Genomic DNA, 15,176 nt, shown 5'->3' on the forward strand with positions numbered 1-15,176 from the left:
TCAGCGGCTCGCTTTCTGGAGGTGGGCGGAAGGATCCGGTACGGCCGAATGCTGCGGTGCCAGCGCCTGGTTCAGATCCGCAATCAGGTCCGCCGCCGATTCCAGCCCGATCGAGAGCCGGATGGTGGTGTCCCGGATCCCGGCGTCGGCCCGCTGCTGCGGGGACAACCGGCAATGCGTCATGGCCGCCGGGTGCGCCACCAGGGATCGGGTATCCCCAACGTTGGCCACCAGCTTGAACAGGGTCAGCCGGTCGATGAAGGCGCCCACGTCCGCCGGATCCGCGGCGAGGTCGAAGGAGAGCACGCTTCCGGTGCCGCGCGGAAAGTCGCGGGCGGCGAGCTGTGCCTGCGGATGCCCCGGAACGGAGGGGTGGTGGACGGCGGCGACGGCGGGGTGGGCGGCCAGGAATCGGACCACGTCCCGGGTGTTCTCCGCGTGCCGGGCCACCCGGATGTCCAGGGTCTCCAGCCCCTGCAGGATCTGCGCCGCATTAAACGGGGAGAGCGAGGGGCCCAGATCATGCAGATATTTGCTGCGGGCCAGGGCCAGATACGCGCCGTGGCCGTGCCGCTCCCAGAGTGTGTCGCCGCCGTAGCGCTGTTTGGGCCGGGTGAGCTGCGGCCACTTGTCCGGGTAGGCGGAGAAGTCAAAGCGGCCGCCGTCCACCACCACGCCGGCCAGGGAGGTGCCGTGCCCGCCCAGGAACTTGGTGGCCGAATGGACCACTATGTCAGCGCCGAGTTCCAGTGGGCGGCACAGCACCGGTGTGGCCAGGGTGTTATCCACCACCAGGGGCACCCCGACGCCGCGGGCCAGCCCGGCCAGGGCGGGCAGGTCATGCAGGTGCCCCAGCGGGTTTCCGATGGTTTCGGTGAAGAAGGCCCGGGTTTCCGGGCGCACCGCGGCGGCCCAGGCGCCGACGTCGTCCGGATCCGCGAAGGTGACCTCAATGCCAAAGTCCGCAAAGGTGTCAGTGAGCAGGTCCACCGTTCCGCCGTACAGCCTGGAGGACGCCACCAGATGCTGGCCGCCGCGCACCAGAGCCAGCAGGGCCACGGCGACGGCGGACTGGCCGGTGGCGGTGGCCAGGGCGGCCACGCCTCCCTCCAGGGCTGCCACCCTGCGCTCCAGCACGGCAACGGTGGGATTTCCGGTTCGGGAGTAGGTGAAACCCGTTTCCTTCAGGGCGAACATCCGGCGCGCCGATTCGTAGTCCGGGAACTCGTACGCGGCGCTTTGATAAAGGGGAACGGCAACCGTCCGGAACGGTGCCTGGGGCTCGTAGCCGGCGTGGATCTGTGCGGTGGCAATGCCGCTGTGCTCGGAGATGGTCATGGCAGCTGCGTCCTTTGCTACGCGTTGACGGCCAGCGCGGCACGGGCGGCCTCGGTGGCTGCCACCACGTGGCGCAGTGATTGGACGGTTTCCTCGTAGCCGCGGGTCTTGAGCCCGCAGTCCGGGTTGATCCACAGCTGGGATACCGGGATGCCGGTAAGAGCCGTGTTGATCAGCGCAGCGATTTCCGCCTGCGACGGTACCCGGGGGGAGTGGATGTCATAAACCCCGGGGCCGATTCCGCGCCGGAAGCCGAACCCGGCCAGGTCCGCCACCACTTCCAGGCGGGAGCGTGCGGCCTCGATGCTGGTCACGTCCGCATCCAGTCCGTCGATCGCCCCGATGATCTCGCCGAACTCCGAATAACACAGGTGGGTGTGGATCTGGGTCCGGTCCTGCACCCCGGAGGTGGCAAGCCGGAAGGAGCGCACCGACCAGTTCAGGTAGGCGGCCTGATCATTGCTGCGCAGCGGCAGCAGTTCGCGCAGCGCCGGCTCATCCACCTGGATGATTCCGGTGCCGGCCGCTTCCAGATCAGCTATTTCATCCCGCAGGGCCAAGGCCACCTGCTGCGCGGTGTCTCCCAGCGGCTGGTCATCGCGGACAAAGGACCAGGCCAGGATGGTGACCGGACCGGTGAGCATGCCCTTGAGTGGACGGTCCGTCAGCGACTGCGCGTAGATGGTCCAGGGAACGGTGATGGCGGCCGGGCGGACCACGTCTCCCCAGAGGATGGACGGGCGGGTGCACCGTGATCCGTAAGACTGGACCCAGCCCTGCGACGTGGCGGCGAAGCCGTCCAGGTGTTCGGCGAAATACTGGACCATGTCGTTGCGCTCGGGTTCGCCGTGCACCAGGACGTCCAGGCCCAGCTCCTCCTGCAGGGTCACCACGCGGGCAATTTCATCCTTCAGGAACTGTTCGTAGTCCGCGTCGCTGATGCTTCCGCTGCGGACGGCGGCACGGGCACGGCGCACCTCGCCGGTCTGCGGGAAGGAGCCGATGGTGGTGGTGGGAAGGACGGGCAGCTGCAGGTGTTCCTGCTGCAGGGCGGCGCGCCGATCCGCCGGGCCGCGGACAAAATCATCCTCGGCCAGGCCCTGGAGGCGGGTGCGCACGGAGGGCACCACCACGCCGTGGAACGTTGAACGTTCGCGCAGGGCATCCTCGGCCTCCTTGAGCTCGGCGGCGACCGCGGACCGTCCGCCGGCCAGGCCGCGGGCCAGCACGACCACTTCGGAGACCTTCTGGTCAGCGAAGGCCAGCCACTGCGGCAGGTGCGCCGGCAGCGCATCTTCGGCGCCGACGTCGTGCGGCACATGCTGCAGCGAGGTGGCCGTACCCACCGACACAGCGGTTCCGGACCGGGCCTGCAGCTCCTGCAGCACCTCCAGCGACGCGGAGAGGCTGTTGCGCCACACGTTGCGGCCATCCACAATCCCGGCGAGGAATGTAGTGCTGCCCAAATCGGCCAGCACCGAGGCGGACGGGAGCCGGCCGCGGATCAGGTCAGCATGCACCGCTTCCACGCCGGCCGCGGCCAGCACGGCCAGGGCTTCGCCGGGAGCCTCCGGATTTCCGGCGGTTCCGTAGCCGGTGGTGACCAGCAGGGCAGGCCGGCCGTTGCCGCGGTTCCCGCCGTTCTCTCCGTCTCCGCCCGGGGTGGCCCGCGGAGCGTCGGCCAGTTTCCGGTAGACCCGTTCCACCAACCCGCCCGGGGCTGCCAGCGCGCCGCCCCTGTCCGTGACCAGGCCCGGCTCGTCCAGCTGCACCCAGTCGGCGCCGGCGTCGCCCAGCTGCGTGAGGATGCCGGCGTAGGCGGCAACGGCGTCGTCGATCCGGTCCAGCGGATCAAAACCCTCGGGCGCGTGGTCCTCGGCCTTGGCCAGCAGCAGGTACGTCACCGGTCCCACCAGGACCGGGCGGAGCACCGCACCGTTTTCCCGGTGCCGGCGGATGGTGTCCGCGAGCTGATGCGCGACAGCGGTAAAGGGGGTTTCCGGACCGATTTCCGGTACCAGGTAGTGGTAGTTGGTGTCGAACCATTTGGTCAGTTCCAGCGGCGGGCGTTCACCGTGGCCGCGGGCGAGGATGAAGGAGGCGGCCGTGCCCACGCTGCCGTCGGCGTCGGCCAGGTCCGCGAACCGGGCCGGCAGGGCACCTAGCGCCGCGGTGGTGTCCAGGACCTGGTCGTAGAGCGCAAAGTCAGCGGGGATGGAGGAATCGGCGGCGTTCAGGCCGAGTTCCACGAGGCGGCTGACTGTCCGGTCCTGGAGTTTCCGGGCGTCCGCGAGGAGCTGCTGTTCACTGATCGCGCCGCTCCAGTGGGCGTCGAGGGCCTTCTTGAGTTCACGGTGGGGGCCGATCCGCGGGTAGCCGAGGATGGTGGCGGCGGGGAAGGTGCTGGGGTTGGTCATGATGTCTCCTGGTATTTGGGGTTGAGCGGGGTCGGTTAAAGGGAGAGCGGGCAGGGCCTCAGGCGGAGATGGCGGGGTGCGGTACGGGCGGCAGCGCACGCGATGCCGGAAGGTTGAGGGCTTCCACGATTTCCACGCAGGCGCGCGCTTCGTTGAACGTGTACAGGTGCAGGCCCGGCGCTCCGGCGTCGAACGCGGCCCGGGCCAGCGCCACGGCGGCGTCGACTCCGATCCGGCGGCGTTCGGCGTCGGAGCCTGCGATTTCCAGCCGGTGCAGCAGGGCGGGGTCCGGATGGACACCGGTCATCAGGGCTAACCGCTGCAGCCGGTTCTGGCTGGACATGGGGATGATCCCGGGAATGATCGGGATGGTGACTCCCGCTGCCCGCGCGGCGGTCACCAGCTGCACGTAATCGGCGGGGTTGAAATACACCTGGCTGATCGCGAAGTTGGCGCCGGAGCGCTCCTTGGAGACGAGCACCTCAATGTCATGCTGGAAGGACGGCGATTCCGGATGCCGGTTGGGATAGGCAGCCACTCCCACGGCCATCCGGCCGCCGGCCAGAGCTGCTGAATGCTGGTCCTCGATCTCCCTGATCAGTTCCACCAGGTACCGGGCGAACGGCAGCTCGCCCCGAAACGCGCCGGGGTCTGCGGGCAGATCACCGCGCATGGCCAGCACGCCGCGGACGCCCAGGCCCACCAGCAGGTTCACCAGCCGGTACAGGCTCTCCCGGGTTTCACCCACACAGGTCAGATGTCCCAGCGGCCGCAGCCGGGTGGCGTGCACCAGATGCTCAAGCAGGCGGACGGACGCCTGGCGCCGTTCCGGGGTGCCGCTGTACGTCACCGAAACGTAGTCCGGATGTGTGCCGGCCAGCTCGTCGATCACCTGCAGCACGGCCTTTTCGGTCCGGGCGTTTGTGGGCGGATACAGCTCGTAGGACAGCGCCGGCGGGACGGCGGTATGCGCTGCTGGGGTCATTGTGGCTCCTCGGTGGGTGCCGAGGGAGTGCCACCAGCGCTGCTGAACAATCCAGCTGGCCGCGCAGGGGGCAGGTTATTGCGCTGACGGGTGTCACAGGCAAGTCTCCATCGGTCCTGGCGGTAGCACCGTTCATTTCAGCCTCCTGTGGAGGGAAACGATGGTTGCTGCGGCGTCAACGAGCCAGATCTCTCAGCCGCTCTGGATGGGTGGTGGGACCAATCTAGACGCGGCGGCAGTTGGGTGCAATGCCCGTACCGGTTGCGTCAAAGTGTTGCTTCATATCACTCGTTGCCGCGTCATGAAGTGAAACACGAGTCATATAGCGTCATGGACGCCATGTGGCGGCGGCGCCGCCACCGAATGCCCAGGTGACCAAGTGGGTGTGCGCACTTTCCTTCGATAATGATGAAATCGCGTCATATCTTTGGCCGGGGTGACAACCATCGAGCTTCCCCACGAGCAGATGAGGGAGCTCGCCATTCGACTGCTTTGAACCAGGACCAAGAGGGGGAGTAGCTGGTCAACAGGCCCGCCATTATTCGGTCCTCAATTAGGCCGGTATGACGCCGGACGAATAGCTCTAGTGCTGCCCGTACACGTTTTGGTAGCGGTTATACAGGGAATCGATCTGCTCCTGCCCGATCTGCAGCGGTGCCCCGAGCTGCCGGGAGATATGCACCGTACGGGCCACTTCCTCGCATAGCACGGCAGCCTTGACCGCAGCACGCGCATCGCGGCCCACCGTGAACGGGCCGTGGTTCTGCATCAGCACGGCGGGGGAGCGGGAGTCGGACAGGGTCTGCACAATGCCCTGCCCAATCGAATCGTCGCCGATCAGCGCAAACGGACCAACCGGAATGTCGCCGCCGAATTCGTCCGCCATCATGGTCAGGACGCAGGGAATGGCTTCCCCGCGGGCAGCCCACGCGCTGGCATAGGTGGAATGGGTGTGCACCACGCCGCCGATGTGGTCCATGTGCCGGTACACATAGGCATGGGCGGCGGTGTCCGACGACGGCGCGAATGAGCCTTCCACCAGCGTCCCGAACAGGTCGGTCACCACCATGTTCTCCGCGGTCAGGTCCGCGTAGGCGACGCCGGAGGGCTTGATCACCATCAGGTCCGCGCCGGGCACTCGGGCGGAGACGTTGCCGGCCGTCCATGCCACCAGCTCGTTGGCGGTCAGCTCCCCGTGCAGGGCCGCCACCTCCGCCTTGAGCCGGTCGACGTCGTCCCGCAGGTGTGCGGGAATGCAGGCCGCGGACGCTGACCCGGGCGCGGCACCGGGAGTGGAAACGTGCTGTGTCATGACGAAACTCCAATCGGGGAAATGGTGCGGCCGGCAACGGCGGAGCGGCGCATGGCCTTCAGCCGGTGCATCACGTTGTTGCCGCCGCGGCCAAAGTAATCGTGCAGGGTACGGTATTCCTCAAAGAGCTGCTGGTAGGCGCGGGCGCGCTCCGGGTCCGGCAGGTACGCATCACGGACCACGTTGCCCATGGCCTCCGCCGCGGTGCGGATGTCCGGATAGGCGCCGGCGGCCACCGCGGCGTGGATGGCCGAGCCCAGCGCCGGACCTTGGCCTGAGCCGATGACGGAAATGGGCATGTTCAGCACATCGCAGTAGATCTGCATCAGGAGCCGGTTCTTCAGCAGACCGCCGGCGACGGTGAGCTCGCGGACCGGAACGCCGCTGTCCCTAAAGGCCTCCACAATCACACGGGTGCCAAAAGCGGTGGCTTCCAGCAGTGCCCGGTACATGTCCTCCGGCTTGGTGGCCAGCGTCTGCCCCACAAACACGCCGGACAGCTCATGGTCCACCAGTACGGAACGGTTGCCGCTGTGCCAGTCCAGGGCCAGCAGCCCGTGCTCGCCGATGGCCTGCCGCGCGGCCAGCTCGGTGAGATATTCATGCACGCCAATGCCGCGGCCGGCGGCCGCGGCGACGTACGACGGCGGCACACAGGTGCGCACAAACCAGCCGAAGATGTCCCCGACGCCGCTCTGGCCGGCTTCGTAGCCCCAGAGTCCCTCCACAATGCCGCCGTCCACCGCGCCGCACATGCCCGGCACATCGGCCGGGCCTTCGGCGCTCATCACGTGGCAGGTGGAGGTGCCCATGATGGCCACCATCTGGCCCGGTTCCACGGCCTTGGCTGCCGGGGCGGTGACGTGGGCGTCCACGTTGCCGACGGCGACGGCGATGCCGGCGGGCAGCCCGGTCCACGCCGCTGCCTCCGCGGAGAGCGAGCCGGCCCGCTCGGACAGCTGCCCAATCCGGTGCTCCAGTTTTTCCGCCACGAAACCGGCAAAGTCCGGATTCAGGCCAGCCAGAAATTCCTGCGACGGATAGGCCCCGCCCTGGTAGATGCCCTTGTATCCGGCCGTGCAGGCGTTGCGCACGTAGGAACCGGTGAGCTGCCAGACTATCCAGTCAGCGGCCTCCACCCAGTGGTCCATGGCGGCGTAGACTTCCGGATCCTCTTCGAGCAGCTGCAGGCCCTTGGCGAATTCCCATTCGGAGGAGATCAGCCCGCCGTAGCGCGGCAGCCACGTCTCGCCCCGGGCGGCGGCGAGCTGGTTGATGCGGTCAGCCTGGCCCTGCGCCGCATGGTGGCGCCAGAGCTTGACGTACGCGTGCGGGCGGTCCTCGAACCCGGGCTGCTCACACAGCGGTACGCCGTCGGCCGTCACCGGCACCATGGTGCAAGCGGTGAAGTCGGTGGCCAGTCCCACTACCTGCGCCGGATCGATACCGGCCCGGCGCACGGCCTCGGGGACCGCGTTCTGCAGCACCTGCACGTAGTCGCGCGGCACCTGCAGCGCCCACTCCGGCGGCAGGAGGGGGCCGCCGTCGGGCAGCGAATCGGTGAGCACGGCGTGCGGATAGTCGAAGGCGGCGTCGGCGAGCTCGGCGCCGTCGGACACCCGGACCACCACGGCCCGGCCGGAGAGAGTGCCGTAATCGACACCGATGACGTAACTGTCTGCAAGATTCATGGATTGTCCCGGAGGTGAAGGAAGCGGAAAAGAAGCAGAAATAGCACTCGGGCCCGCCCCCTGCCGGAACAGGGGACAGGCCCGCAGGTGCAGGAACAGCAGGTTAGGCGCGCTTGAAGTTCTTCAGCCCGTCGATGCCCACGGCGAGGACAATCACCACGCCCTTGACCACCAGCTGGTAGAAGAACGGCACGTTCATCAGCACCAGGCCGTTACTGAGTACACCGATGATCAGCGCACCGATGAGGGTGCCAACAATCCGGCCGCGGCCGCCGGCCAGCGCGGTGCCGCCGAGGACGACGGCGGCAATGGCGTCCAGCTCATAGCCTTCGCCGGCCTTGGGCTGGCCGCTTTCCACGCGGGCGGCGAAGATAACGCCGGCCAGGCCGGCGCACGCGCCCATGATCAGGTAGACGCGGACCAGGGTCCACTTGACCTTGATGCCGGCCAGGCGTGCGGCTTCGGGATTGCCGCCGATGGCGTAAATGTGCCGGCCAAAGGTGGTGCGTTCGAGCACAAACCAGAGGATGGCGTAGACCGCGAGCATCAGGATCACCGGTGTTGGAATGCCGGCGATGCCGCCGTTGCCCAGAGCGCGGAAGCCGAGGTCGCTGGCGATCAGCGGCTGTGCATCGGTCAGCGAGTAGGAGAACCCGCGGATGTAGGTCAGGGCGCCGAGCGTGATGATGAACGCCGGCAAGCCAAGGTAAGCAATCAGGCTGCCGTTGATCAGGCCGGTTGCGGCGCCCACCAGGATGCCGCCAAGGACCGCCACAATGGCGGGCGCGCCGGCCGTCCAAAGGAGGATGGAGCTGACACCGGTCAGGGCCACCACGGAGCCTACGGAGAGGTCAATGCCGCCGGTAAGGATCACCAGGGTCATGCCGGCCGCCAGGATGGCGTTGATGGAGACCGCGCGGGCCACGTTCAGGCCGTTGTCGACGCTGAGGAAGTTCGGCGCGAACACGCTCATCATCACCACAAGGATGACCAGCACGGCCAGGATGCCGTAGCGGTCCCAGAGCCAGGGCAGGTCCGGGCCCTTCTTGGCGGTGGGTGCGGAGGAGGACGGGTTTTTTGTAAGTGTGGACATATTACTTTTCCCCCAGGAGCTGGGATTCGGCGGATCCTTCGGTGGCAACGCCGGTGGCGTACATCATGACGGAGTGTTCGGTTGCTTCTGCACGGCTGAATTCCTTCACCAGCTGACCGTCGCGGACAGCAAAAACGCGGTCACTGATCCCCAGGGCTTCAGGCAGATCGGAGGAAATCACCAGCACCGCCACGCCCCGGGACACCAGGTCGTTGATGATGCGGTAGATCTCCTGCTTGGCGCCGATGTCGACGCCGCGGGTGGGCTCATCGAGGATGAGCACCTTGGGTTCGAGCATCAGCCAGCGGGAGAGCACCACCTTCTGCTGGTTGCCGCCGGAGAGGCCGCCCACCAGCTGGTCGATGGAGGTGCTGCGCACGCGCAGGGATGCCACCTCGCCCTTGACGGCGTCGCGGATGCTGCGCCGCTTGATGACTCCGGCGGAGCTGAAGCGCCCAAAGGTGCTCATGGCGGCGTTGTCGCGGATGGACATGTCCAGGAACAGGGCCTGTTCCTTGCGGCTCTCGGGCAGCAGACCCATCCGCTGGGCAATGGCATCGCCGGGGCTGCTGATCTGCACCTTGGTGCCGTCCAGGGAGATGGTGCCGCCGGTCTTGGGATCGGCGCCGAAGATCATCCGGGCCAGTTCGGTGCGGCCGGCACCGACCAGGCCCACCAGGCCCACCACTTCGCCGGCACGGATGTCCAGGTCCACGGGCCCGATGCCCTTGCCGTTGGTCAGTCCGCGGACGGAGAGGACGGTGTTGCCGGGCTGACGGTCCTGGTGGACATAGAGGTTGTCCACATCGCGGCCCACCATCCGGTTCACGATGTCCGCGGGGGTGGCTTCGCTGCGGCTGGTGGTGGAGACCCAGCGGCCGTCGCGCAGCACGGTGATGCGGTCCGAGAGTTTCCAGACCTCTTCCATGCGGTGGCTGATGTAAGCCAAGGCCATGCCGCGGCCGCGCATGTCCTCCACCAGTTTAAAGAGCCGGTCCGCCTCGGCCTGTGAGAGGGAGGCCGTGGGTTCGTCCAGAACCAGGATCTTGGCGTTTTCCGCCACGGCGCGGGCAATTTCCACCATCTGCTGCATGCCCACGGAGAGGCGGCCGATGGGCAGGTCCACCGGTACGTCGGCGCCGATTCGGTCCAGTTTTTCCTTCGCCGAGCGGCGCAGCTCCCTGCGGTTGAGGATGCCGCCGCGGTTGGGTTCGCTGCCCAGTGACAGGTTTTCCGCCACGGTCATGTCCGGAACGGTGTTCAGCTCCTGGTGGATGATGGCGATCCCCTTGGCCAGGGCATCACGCGGGTTGGAGATGGAGATTGGCTCGCCGTTGAGTTCAATGGTTCCGCTGTCCGGCGTGTAGACGCCGGAGAGGATCTTCATGAGCGTGGACTTGCCGGCTCCGTTTTCCCCCATCAGCGCGTGAACTTCGCCCGCGTGCAGCTCCAAATGGACGTTGTCCAGGGCTACGGCGCCGCCGAATTTCTTGCTGACTCCGCTCATGCGCAGTAAAGGATTAGTCATAACAATGCAGCCTTTGTGTGGTGCGGCGGGAACGACGGCGGCCGGTTCCGGCCGCCGTCGTCGGAGTTACTTCCAGCCCTTGTAGGAGGCGAGGCTAGCGGTGTCCACCAGGGAGCTGGGCACCAGCACGGTGTCCTCCTCCAGGCTTTCGCCGGCGCGCAGCTTCACGGCCATTTCCAGTGCTGTGGATCCAAGCAGGTTCGGATCCTGGGCGGCGGTGCCGGTGAACATGGAGGTGCCCTTGCCCATCTCGGCCACGGCCTCGGGGGAGCCGTCCACGCCGGTGATGATCAGATCCGTTTTGCCGGCCTGCTGAGCGGCCAGGTTGGCGCCCAGAGCGGTGGGGTCATTGACGCCGAAGATGCCCGCAATGTTCGGGGACGCGGTGAGCATATCGGTGGTCAGCGTCAGGGCCTTTTCGCGCCCGTTGTCGCCGTTCTGCTGGCCAACTACCTTGACGTCCGGTGCCGCGGCGAGGGCTTCCTCGCAGCCGGTGACGCGGTCCTGGATGGAGGTGGTGGGAGTGCCGTCCACAATCAGGATTTCGCCCTTGCCGCCGATCTGCTCGATGAGGCTTTCGCAGGCCAGCCGGCCGGCCTGCACGTTGTCCGTGGTGACGGTGGCTTCGGCGTTCTTGGCTCCTACGTCAACGGCAACCACGGTGATGCCGGCGTCGCGTGCGCGCTGAACGGCGGGGCCAACACCCTCGGAATCCACCGCGTTGATCAGCAGTACGTCGATGCCCTGCTGGATGAAGGCATCAATCTGGTCATTCTGCGCGGCGAGGTCCTGGCGACCGTCCTGCGCGGAGAAGGTGGCGCCCATTTCCTTGGCGGCTTCCTCCACACCGTTCTTCATGGAGTTGAAGAACGGGTTGCCCAGGTCCTGGACCATCAGGCCCACGGCCTTGACCTCGGTGCTCTGCTCGCCGCCGGCTGAGGCGCTCATGTCCTCGGTGCAGGCGGAGAGGGAGAGGGCGCTCAGTGCCAAGGCTCCGAGCAGTGCGGCGCTCTTGAGTGCCTTCATGTAGATACTCCTTTGTAGTCTCATCTGACGTGTCCGGACGACGGCGGATTCCTACTCCGGCGGCGTCCGCATCTTCGCGGAAACCGGTGCCGGGTGAGTGACGCACGCCATTCAGACAACGTTGTCCCGTCATGCTATACAGTTGGGACAACGTTGTCTACACCACATGTTCGAATCGGTCACGTCACACCATTGGGGGGGTCACACATGGTCACCGACAGTCACAGCCCGAGCCGCCGGCCCACCATGACGGACGTGGCCCAGCGCGCCGGCGTCAGCCTGAAAACGGTGTCCCGAGTGGTCAACGGCGTGCAGACCGTGGACCCCGAGATGGCCGGCCGCGTGCAGGAGGCCGCCGATGAACTGGGCTACCGGCCCAACTTCGCCGCCGCCGTGCTCCGCTCGGGAGCCCGCACCGCCACCATCGGACTGCTCATCAAGGATCTGCGCAACGAGTTCTACGCCACCATCGCCGCCGCGGTGGCGGATGTGGCCCGCGCCAACGGCTTCCAGCTGATCACCTCCTATTCGGGCGAAAACGCCGACGACGAACTCGAGGCCGTGCAGGACCTGTGCCGCCGCCGGGTGGACGGGCTGTTGATTGTGCCCACCTCCGGAGACCATGCCGGTCTGCAAAAGGAAAGGGACCTGGGCACTCCCATGGTGTTTCTGGACCGCCGGCCCGAGGGGCTGGACGCGGACGCGGTGGTGCTGGATAACTTCGCCGGAGCCCGCGCCGGCACGGGGATGCTCCTGGACGAGGGACACACCCGCATTGGAATCCTGATCGACACCTTGAGGATGCCCACCATGGGTGAACGGCTCAACGGCGTCCGGCAGGCCTACACGGACCGCGGCCTGTCCTTCGACGAGTCACTGGTGGTCCACAACGTGGCCACCCCGGACAAAGCCGCGAAGCGGATGGAGACCATTCTGGCCGCCGAACAGGCACCCACGGCCTTCTTCTGCGGCAACAACCGCTCCGGCGTGGGAGCACTGCGCACCCTCTGGGCGCACGGCCGCACCGAACCGCTGGTCTGCTTTGACGACTTCCACCTCTCCGATCTCATGCCCCGGCCGGTGACGGTGATCGGCTATGACAACTACGCCCTGGGCGCGCTGGGAGCGGAGTTGCTCTTCCGGCGCATCCGCGGCGAGGATTTCGAGTCCCAAACCGTGGTGCTCCCAACCCGGCTGATCCGCCGCGGTACCACCACCGACGCCCCTCATCCCACCAGCCCCGTGAACCAGCCAACCGAAGGAATCCAGTGACTGCCCCGATCTTCATTTCCAGCAACCAGCCGGCGGACCGGTTCTACCGCGGCGGCGAAAAGATCCGCGCCTTCCGCGGCACCGGCGCAGCCGGTGAACGGGTTCCGGAAGACTGGGTGGGATCCACCACCACGCTCTTCGGTGAATCCGCCCTGGGCCTGAGCGAACTGGGACCGGGCCGCCTGCTGCGCGATGAAATCAGCACCGATCCCGGCTCCTGGCTGGGTCCGGAACACCTGGCGCGCTACGGCGCGGACACCATGCTGCTGGTCAAACTGCTCGACGCCGGCCAGCGGCTGCCGGTGCATCTGCATCCCGAGCAGGCCTTCGCCGCCGAGCATTTGGACCGCCGGCACGGCAAGGCCGAGGCCTGGTACATCCTGGAGGGCGGCTCAGTGCACCTGGGGTTCACCCGCGACATCAGCGCCGAAGAACTGCGCAGCTGGGTGGACGGCCAGGACGTGGAGGCCATGCTGGCCGCCATGCACCGCGTGGATGTGAACCCCGGTGACAGCGTGTACGTTCCGCCGGGCTGCCCGCATGCCATTGGCAGCGGGATATTCCTGGTGGAGGTCCAGGAACCGGAAGATCTTTCCATCCTGCTGGAATGGAAGGACTTCGCGATTGAGGGCACCATCCAGGGACATCTGGGACTGGGCTTTGATACAGCGCTACAGGCCACCGACACCGGCGCCGTGAGCGCCGCTGACCTCGACGCGCTGGTGATGCGCGGGGGCACGGGCGAAGGCACCCTCGCGGACGCTGCCCGCAGCTATTTCCGCGCCGAACGCACCGACGTCGCCGGCTCCGCCGTGCTGGAACCCGGATTCAGCGTCCTGGTGGTACTGGACGGCAGCGGAACACTGACCACAGCGGACGGGACCTGGCCGCTGGCCGCTGGGAACACCGTGCTGCTGCCGTTCTCCGCCGGTGAGCTGCAGATTGACGGCGCTCTGTCGCTGATGCGGTGCCGGCCGCCGAAGCCGTAGCCAGCACCAGCCTCCTTTTCCTTTTCTGCCTTCCCTGAAAGGTCCCGTCATGCCCCTGGTCGCCGGAGTGGACAGCTCCACGCAGTCCTGCAAGATCGTCATCCGTGACGCCGACACGGGAGCCGTGCTGCGACGCGGCACCGCCCGGCACGCTCCCGGCACCGAAGTGGATCCCGAATCCTGGTGGACCGCCCTGCAGACCGCAGTTGCGGACGCCGGCGGGATCGAGGACGTGTCCGCCCTTGCCGTGTCCGGCCAGCAGCACGGCATGGTGTGCCTGGATGCGGACGGCGCGGTGGTCCGCCCGGCCCTGCTGTGGAATGACACCCGCTCCGCCACCGCGGCCCGCGCCATGATTGACGACGCCGGAGCCACCTCCGGGACGGACGGTGCCGCCTACTGGGCCCGGGCCACCGGCACCGTTCCGGTGGCATCCATTACCGCCGCAAAACTGCGCTGGCTGGCGGAAAACGAGCCCGAAAATGCGGCCCGCACCGCCGCTGTCTGCCTGCCGCACGACTGGCTGAGCTGGCGGCTGGCCGGCTACGGTCCGGGTTCCGGTGCTGCCGGTCTGGCGGCCCTGTGCACCGACCGGTCCGATGCGTCGGGTACCGGCTACTGGTCTCCGGCTACGGGGGAGTATCTGCCGGCGGTGCTGGAGCAGACCCTCGGCCACGTTCCGGTGCTGCCGCGCGTGCTGGAGCCGTTGGAAACGGGTTTGCGTACTCCGGCCGGGCAGCTGATCGCCGCGGGCAGCGGGGACAATGCCGGAGCGGCGCTGGGCGTGGGCGCGGAAGTGGGCGACGTGGTTGTCTCCGTGGGCACCTCCGGAACGGTGTTTGCGGTGTCCGCCGCCCCGACGTCGGACGCCACCGGCGTGGTGGCCGGCTTTGCCGATGCCACCGGCCACTACCTGCCGCTGGTCTGCACCCTGAACGGATCCCGGGTGCTCGATGCCACCGCCGCACTGTTGTCCGTGGATCTGCCTGCACTGACCGAGCTGGCGCTGACGGCCGGCGACGGCGCCGGCGGGCTGTCGATGGTGCCCTACTTTGAAGGAGAACGCACGCCCAACCTGCCCGACGCCACCGGGTCACTGCACGGCATGACCCTGCAGAACTACACCCCGGCGAACCTGGCCCGCGCCGCCGTGGAAGCCATCGCCTGCTCGCTGGCCGACGGACTGGCGGCGCTGACCGCCGTCGGCCCCGAGGTTAACAGGGTCATCCTCGTGGGTGGCGCCGCCCGTTCCGCCGCACTGCAGCACGCCGTCTCCGCTGTCTTCGGGCTGCCCGTGACCGTGCCGGAACCGGACGAGTACGTGGCCAACGGCGCCGCCCGGCAGGCCGCCGGCGCGCTCTCGGGGAGCTGGCCGCAGTGGACGCAGGCCGGCACCAGTTCGGTGGAGGCCTCCCCGGCGCCGGAGATTCTGCAGCGCTACCGCGCGGCCGCCGGCACCGTCCGCTAGCTTGTGAACTCACTCGAGGCAGCTTCCCTAGTGAGCCGGGCGGGGCGGGTGGTGGTG

General features: G+C 67.6%; 11 protein-coding genes and 1 riboswitch. Of the genes, 3 read left to right on the forward strand and 8 right to left on the reverse strand.

Annotated elements, in window-relative coordinates:
* From ABIB35_RS08610 to ABIB35_RS08645, 8 genes are all read right to left on the reverse strand, one after another.
* Entirely contained in the window at positions 1-1,338 is a 1,338-nt protein-coding gene (locus ABIB35_RS08610) for an O-acetylhomoserine aminocarboxypropyltransferase/cysteine synthase family protein (RefSeq protein WP_354180578.1), read from the reverse strand.
* A gap of 17 nt (positions 1,339-1,355) precedes the next feature.
* Positions 1,356-3,755, reverse strand: a complete 2,400-nt coding sequence (gene metE / locus ABIB35_RS08615; RefSeq protein ID WP_354180580.1) for a 5-methyltetrahydropteroyltriglutamate--homocysteine S-methyltransferase — start codon at positions 3,753-3,755, stop codon at positions 1,356-1,358.
* 58 nt (positions 3,756-3,813) lie between these two features.
* Complete coding sequence (locus tag ABIB35_RS08620) at positions 3,814-4,740, reverse strand: methylenetetrahydrofolate reductase (RefSeq protein WP_354180582.1); 927 nt, start codon at positions 4,738-4,740, stop codon at positions 3,814-3,816.
* A gap of 104 nt (positions 4,741-4,844) precedes the next feature.
* Positions 4,845-4,952: riboswitch (SAM riboswitch) on the reverse strand.
* Positions 4,953-5,323: 371 nt separating this feature from the next.
* Positions 5,324-6,052, reverse strand: a complete 729-nt coding sequence (locus tag ABIB35_RS08625; RefSeq protein ID WP_354180584.1) for an L-ribulose-5-phosphate 4-epimerase — start codon at positions 6,050-6,052, stop codon at positions 5,324-5,326.
* Positions 6,049-7,743, reverse strand: a complete 1,695-nt coding sequence (araB, locus tag ABIB35_RS08630; protein ID WP_354180586.1) for a ribulokinase — start codon at positions 7,741-7,743, stop codon at positions 6,049-6,051. Before araB ends, ABIB35_RS08625 begins: the two co-directional genes overlap by 4 nt.
* A gap of 103 nt (positions 7,744-7,846) precedes the next feature.
* Positions 7,847-8,836 carry an ABC transporter permease subunit gene (locus tag ABIB35_RS08635; protein ID WP_354180588.1) on the reverse strand — a complete coding sequence of 330 codons (990 nt, stop codon included), beginning with the start codon at positions 8,834-8,836 and terminating at the stop codon, positions 7,847-7,849.
* A 1-nt stretch (position 8,837) separates the two neighbouring features.
* The gene (locus ABIB35_RS08640) at positions 8,838-10,364 is read right to left on the reverse strand and encodes a sugar ABC transporter ATP-binding protein (RefSeq protein WP_354180590.1); all 1,527 of its coding nucleotides are present in this window, start codon (positions 10,362-10,364) and stop codon (positions 8,838-8,840) included.
* Positions 10,365-10,430: 66 nt separating this feature from the next.
* Positions 10,431-11,390, reverse strand: a complete 960-nt coding sequence (locus ABIB35_RS08645; protein WP_354180592.1) for an ABC transporter substrate-binding protein — start codon at positions 11,388-11,390, stop codon at positions 10,431-10,433.
* A 207-nt stretch (positions 11,391-11,597) separates the two neighbouring features.
* On the opposite strand from ABIB35_RS08645, the gene ABIB35_RS08650 reads away from it, so the two are divergent.
* The 3 genes from ABIB35_RS08650 to ABIB35_RS08660 are packed head-to-tail and all read left to right on the forward strand — an operon-like array spanning position 11,598 to position 15,119.
* Positions 11,598-12,662 carry a LacI family DNA-binding transcriptional regulator gene (locus ABIB35_RS08650; RefSeq protein WP_354180594.1) on the forward strand — a complete coding sequence of 355 codons (1,065 nt, stop codon included), beginning with the start codon at positions 11,598-11,600 and terminating at the stop codon, positions 12,660-12,662.
* Positions 12,659-13,651, forward strand: a complete 993-nt coding sequence (locus ABIB35_RS08655; protein WP_354180596.1) for a class I mannose-6-phosphate isomerase — start codon at positions 12,659-12,661, stop codon at positions 13,649-13,651. Before ABIB35_RS08650 ends, ABIB35_RS08655 begins: the two co-directional genes overlap by 4 nt.
* Before the next feature lie 49 nt (positions 13,652-13,700).
* Entirely contained in the window at positions 13,701-15,119 is a 1,419-nt protein-coding gene (locus ABIB35_RS08660) for a xylulokinase (protein WP_354180598.1), read from the forward strand.
* The last annotated feature ends 57 nt before the right edge of the window (positions 15,120-15,176 follow it).

The organism is Arthrobacter sp. UYP6 (assembly GCF_040547315.1).
GTDB lineage: Bacteria > Actinomycetota > Actinomycetes > Actinomycetales > Micrococcaceae > Arthrobacter_B.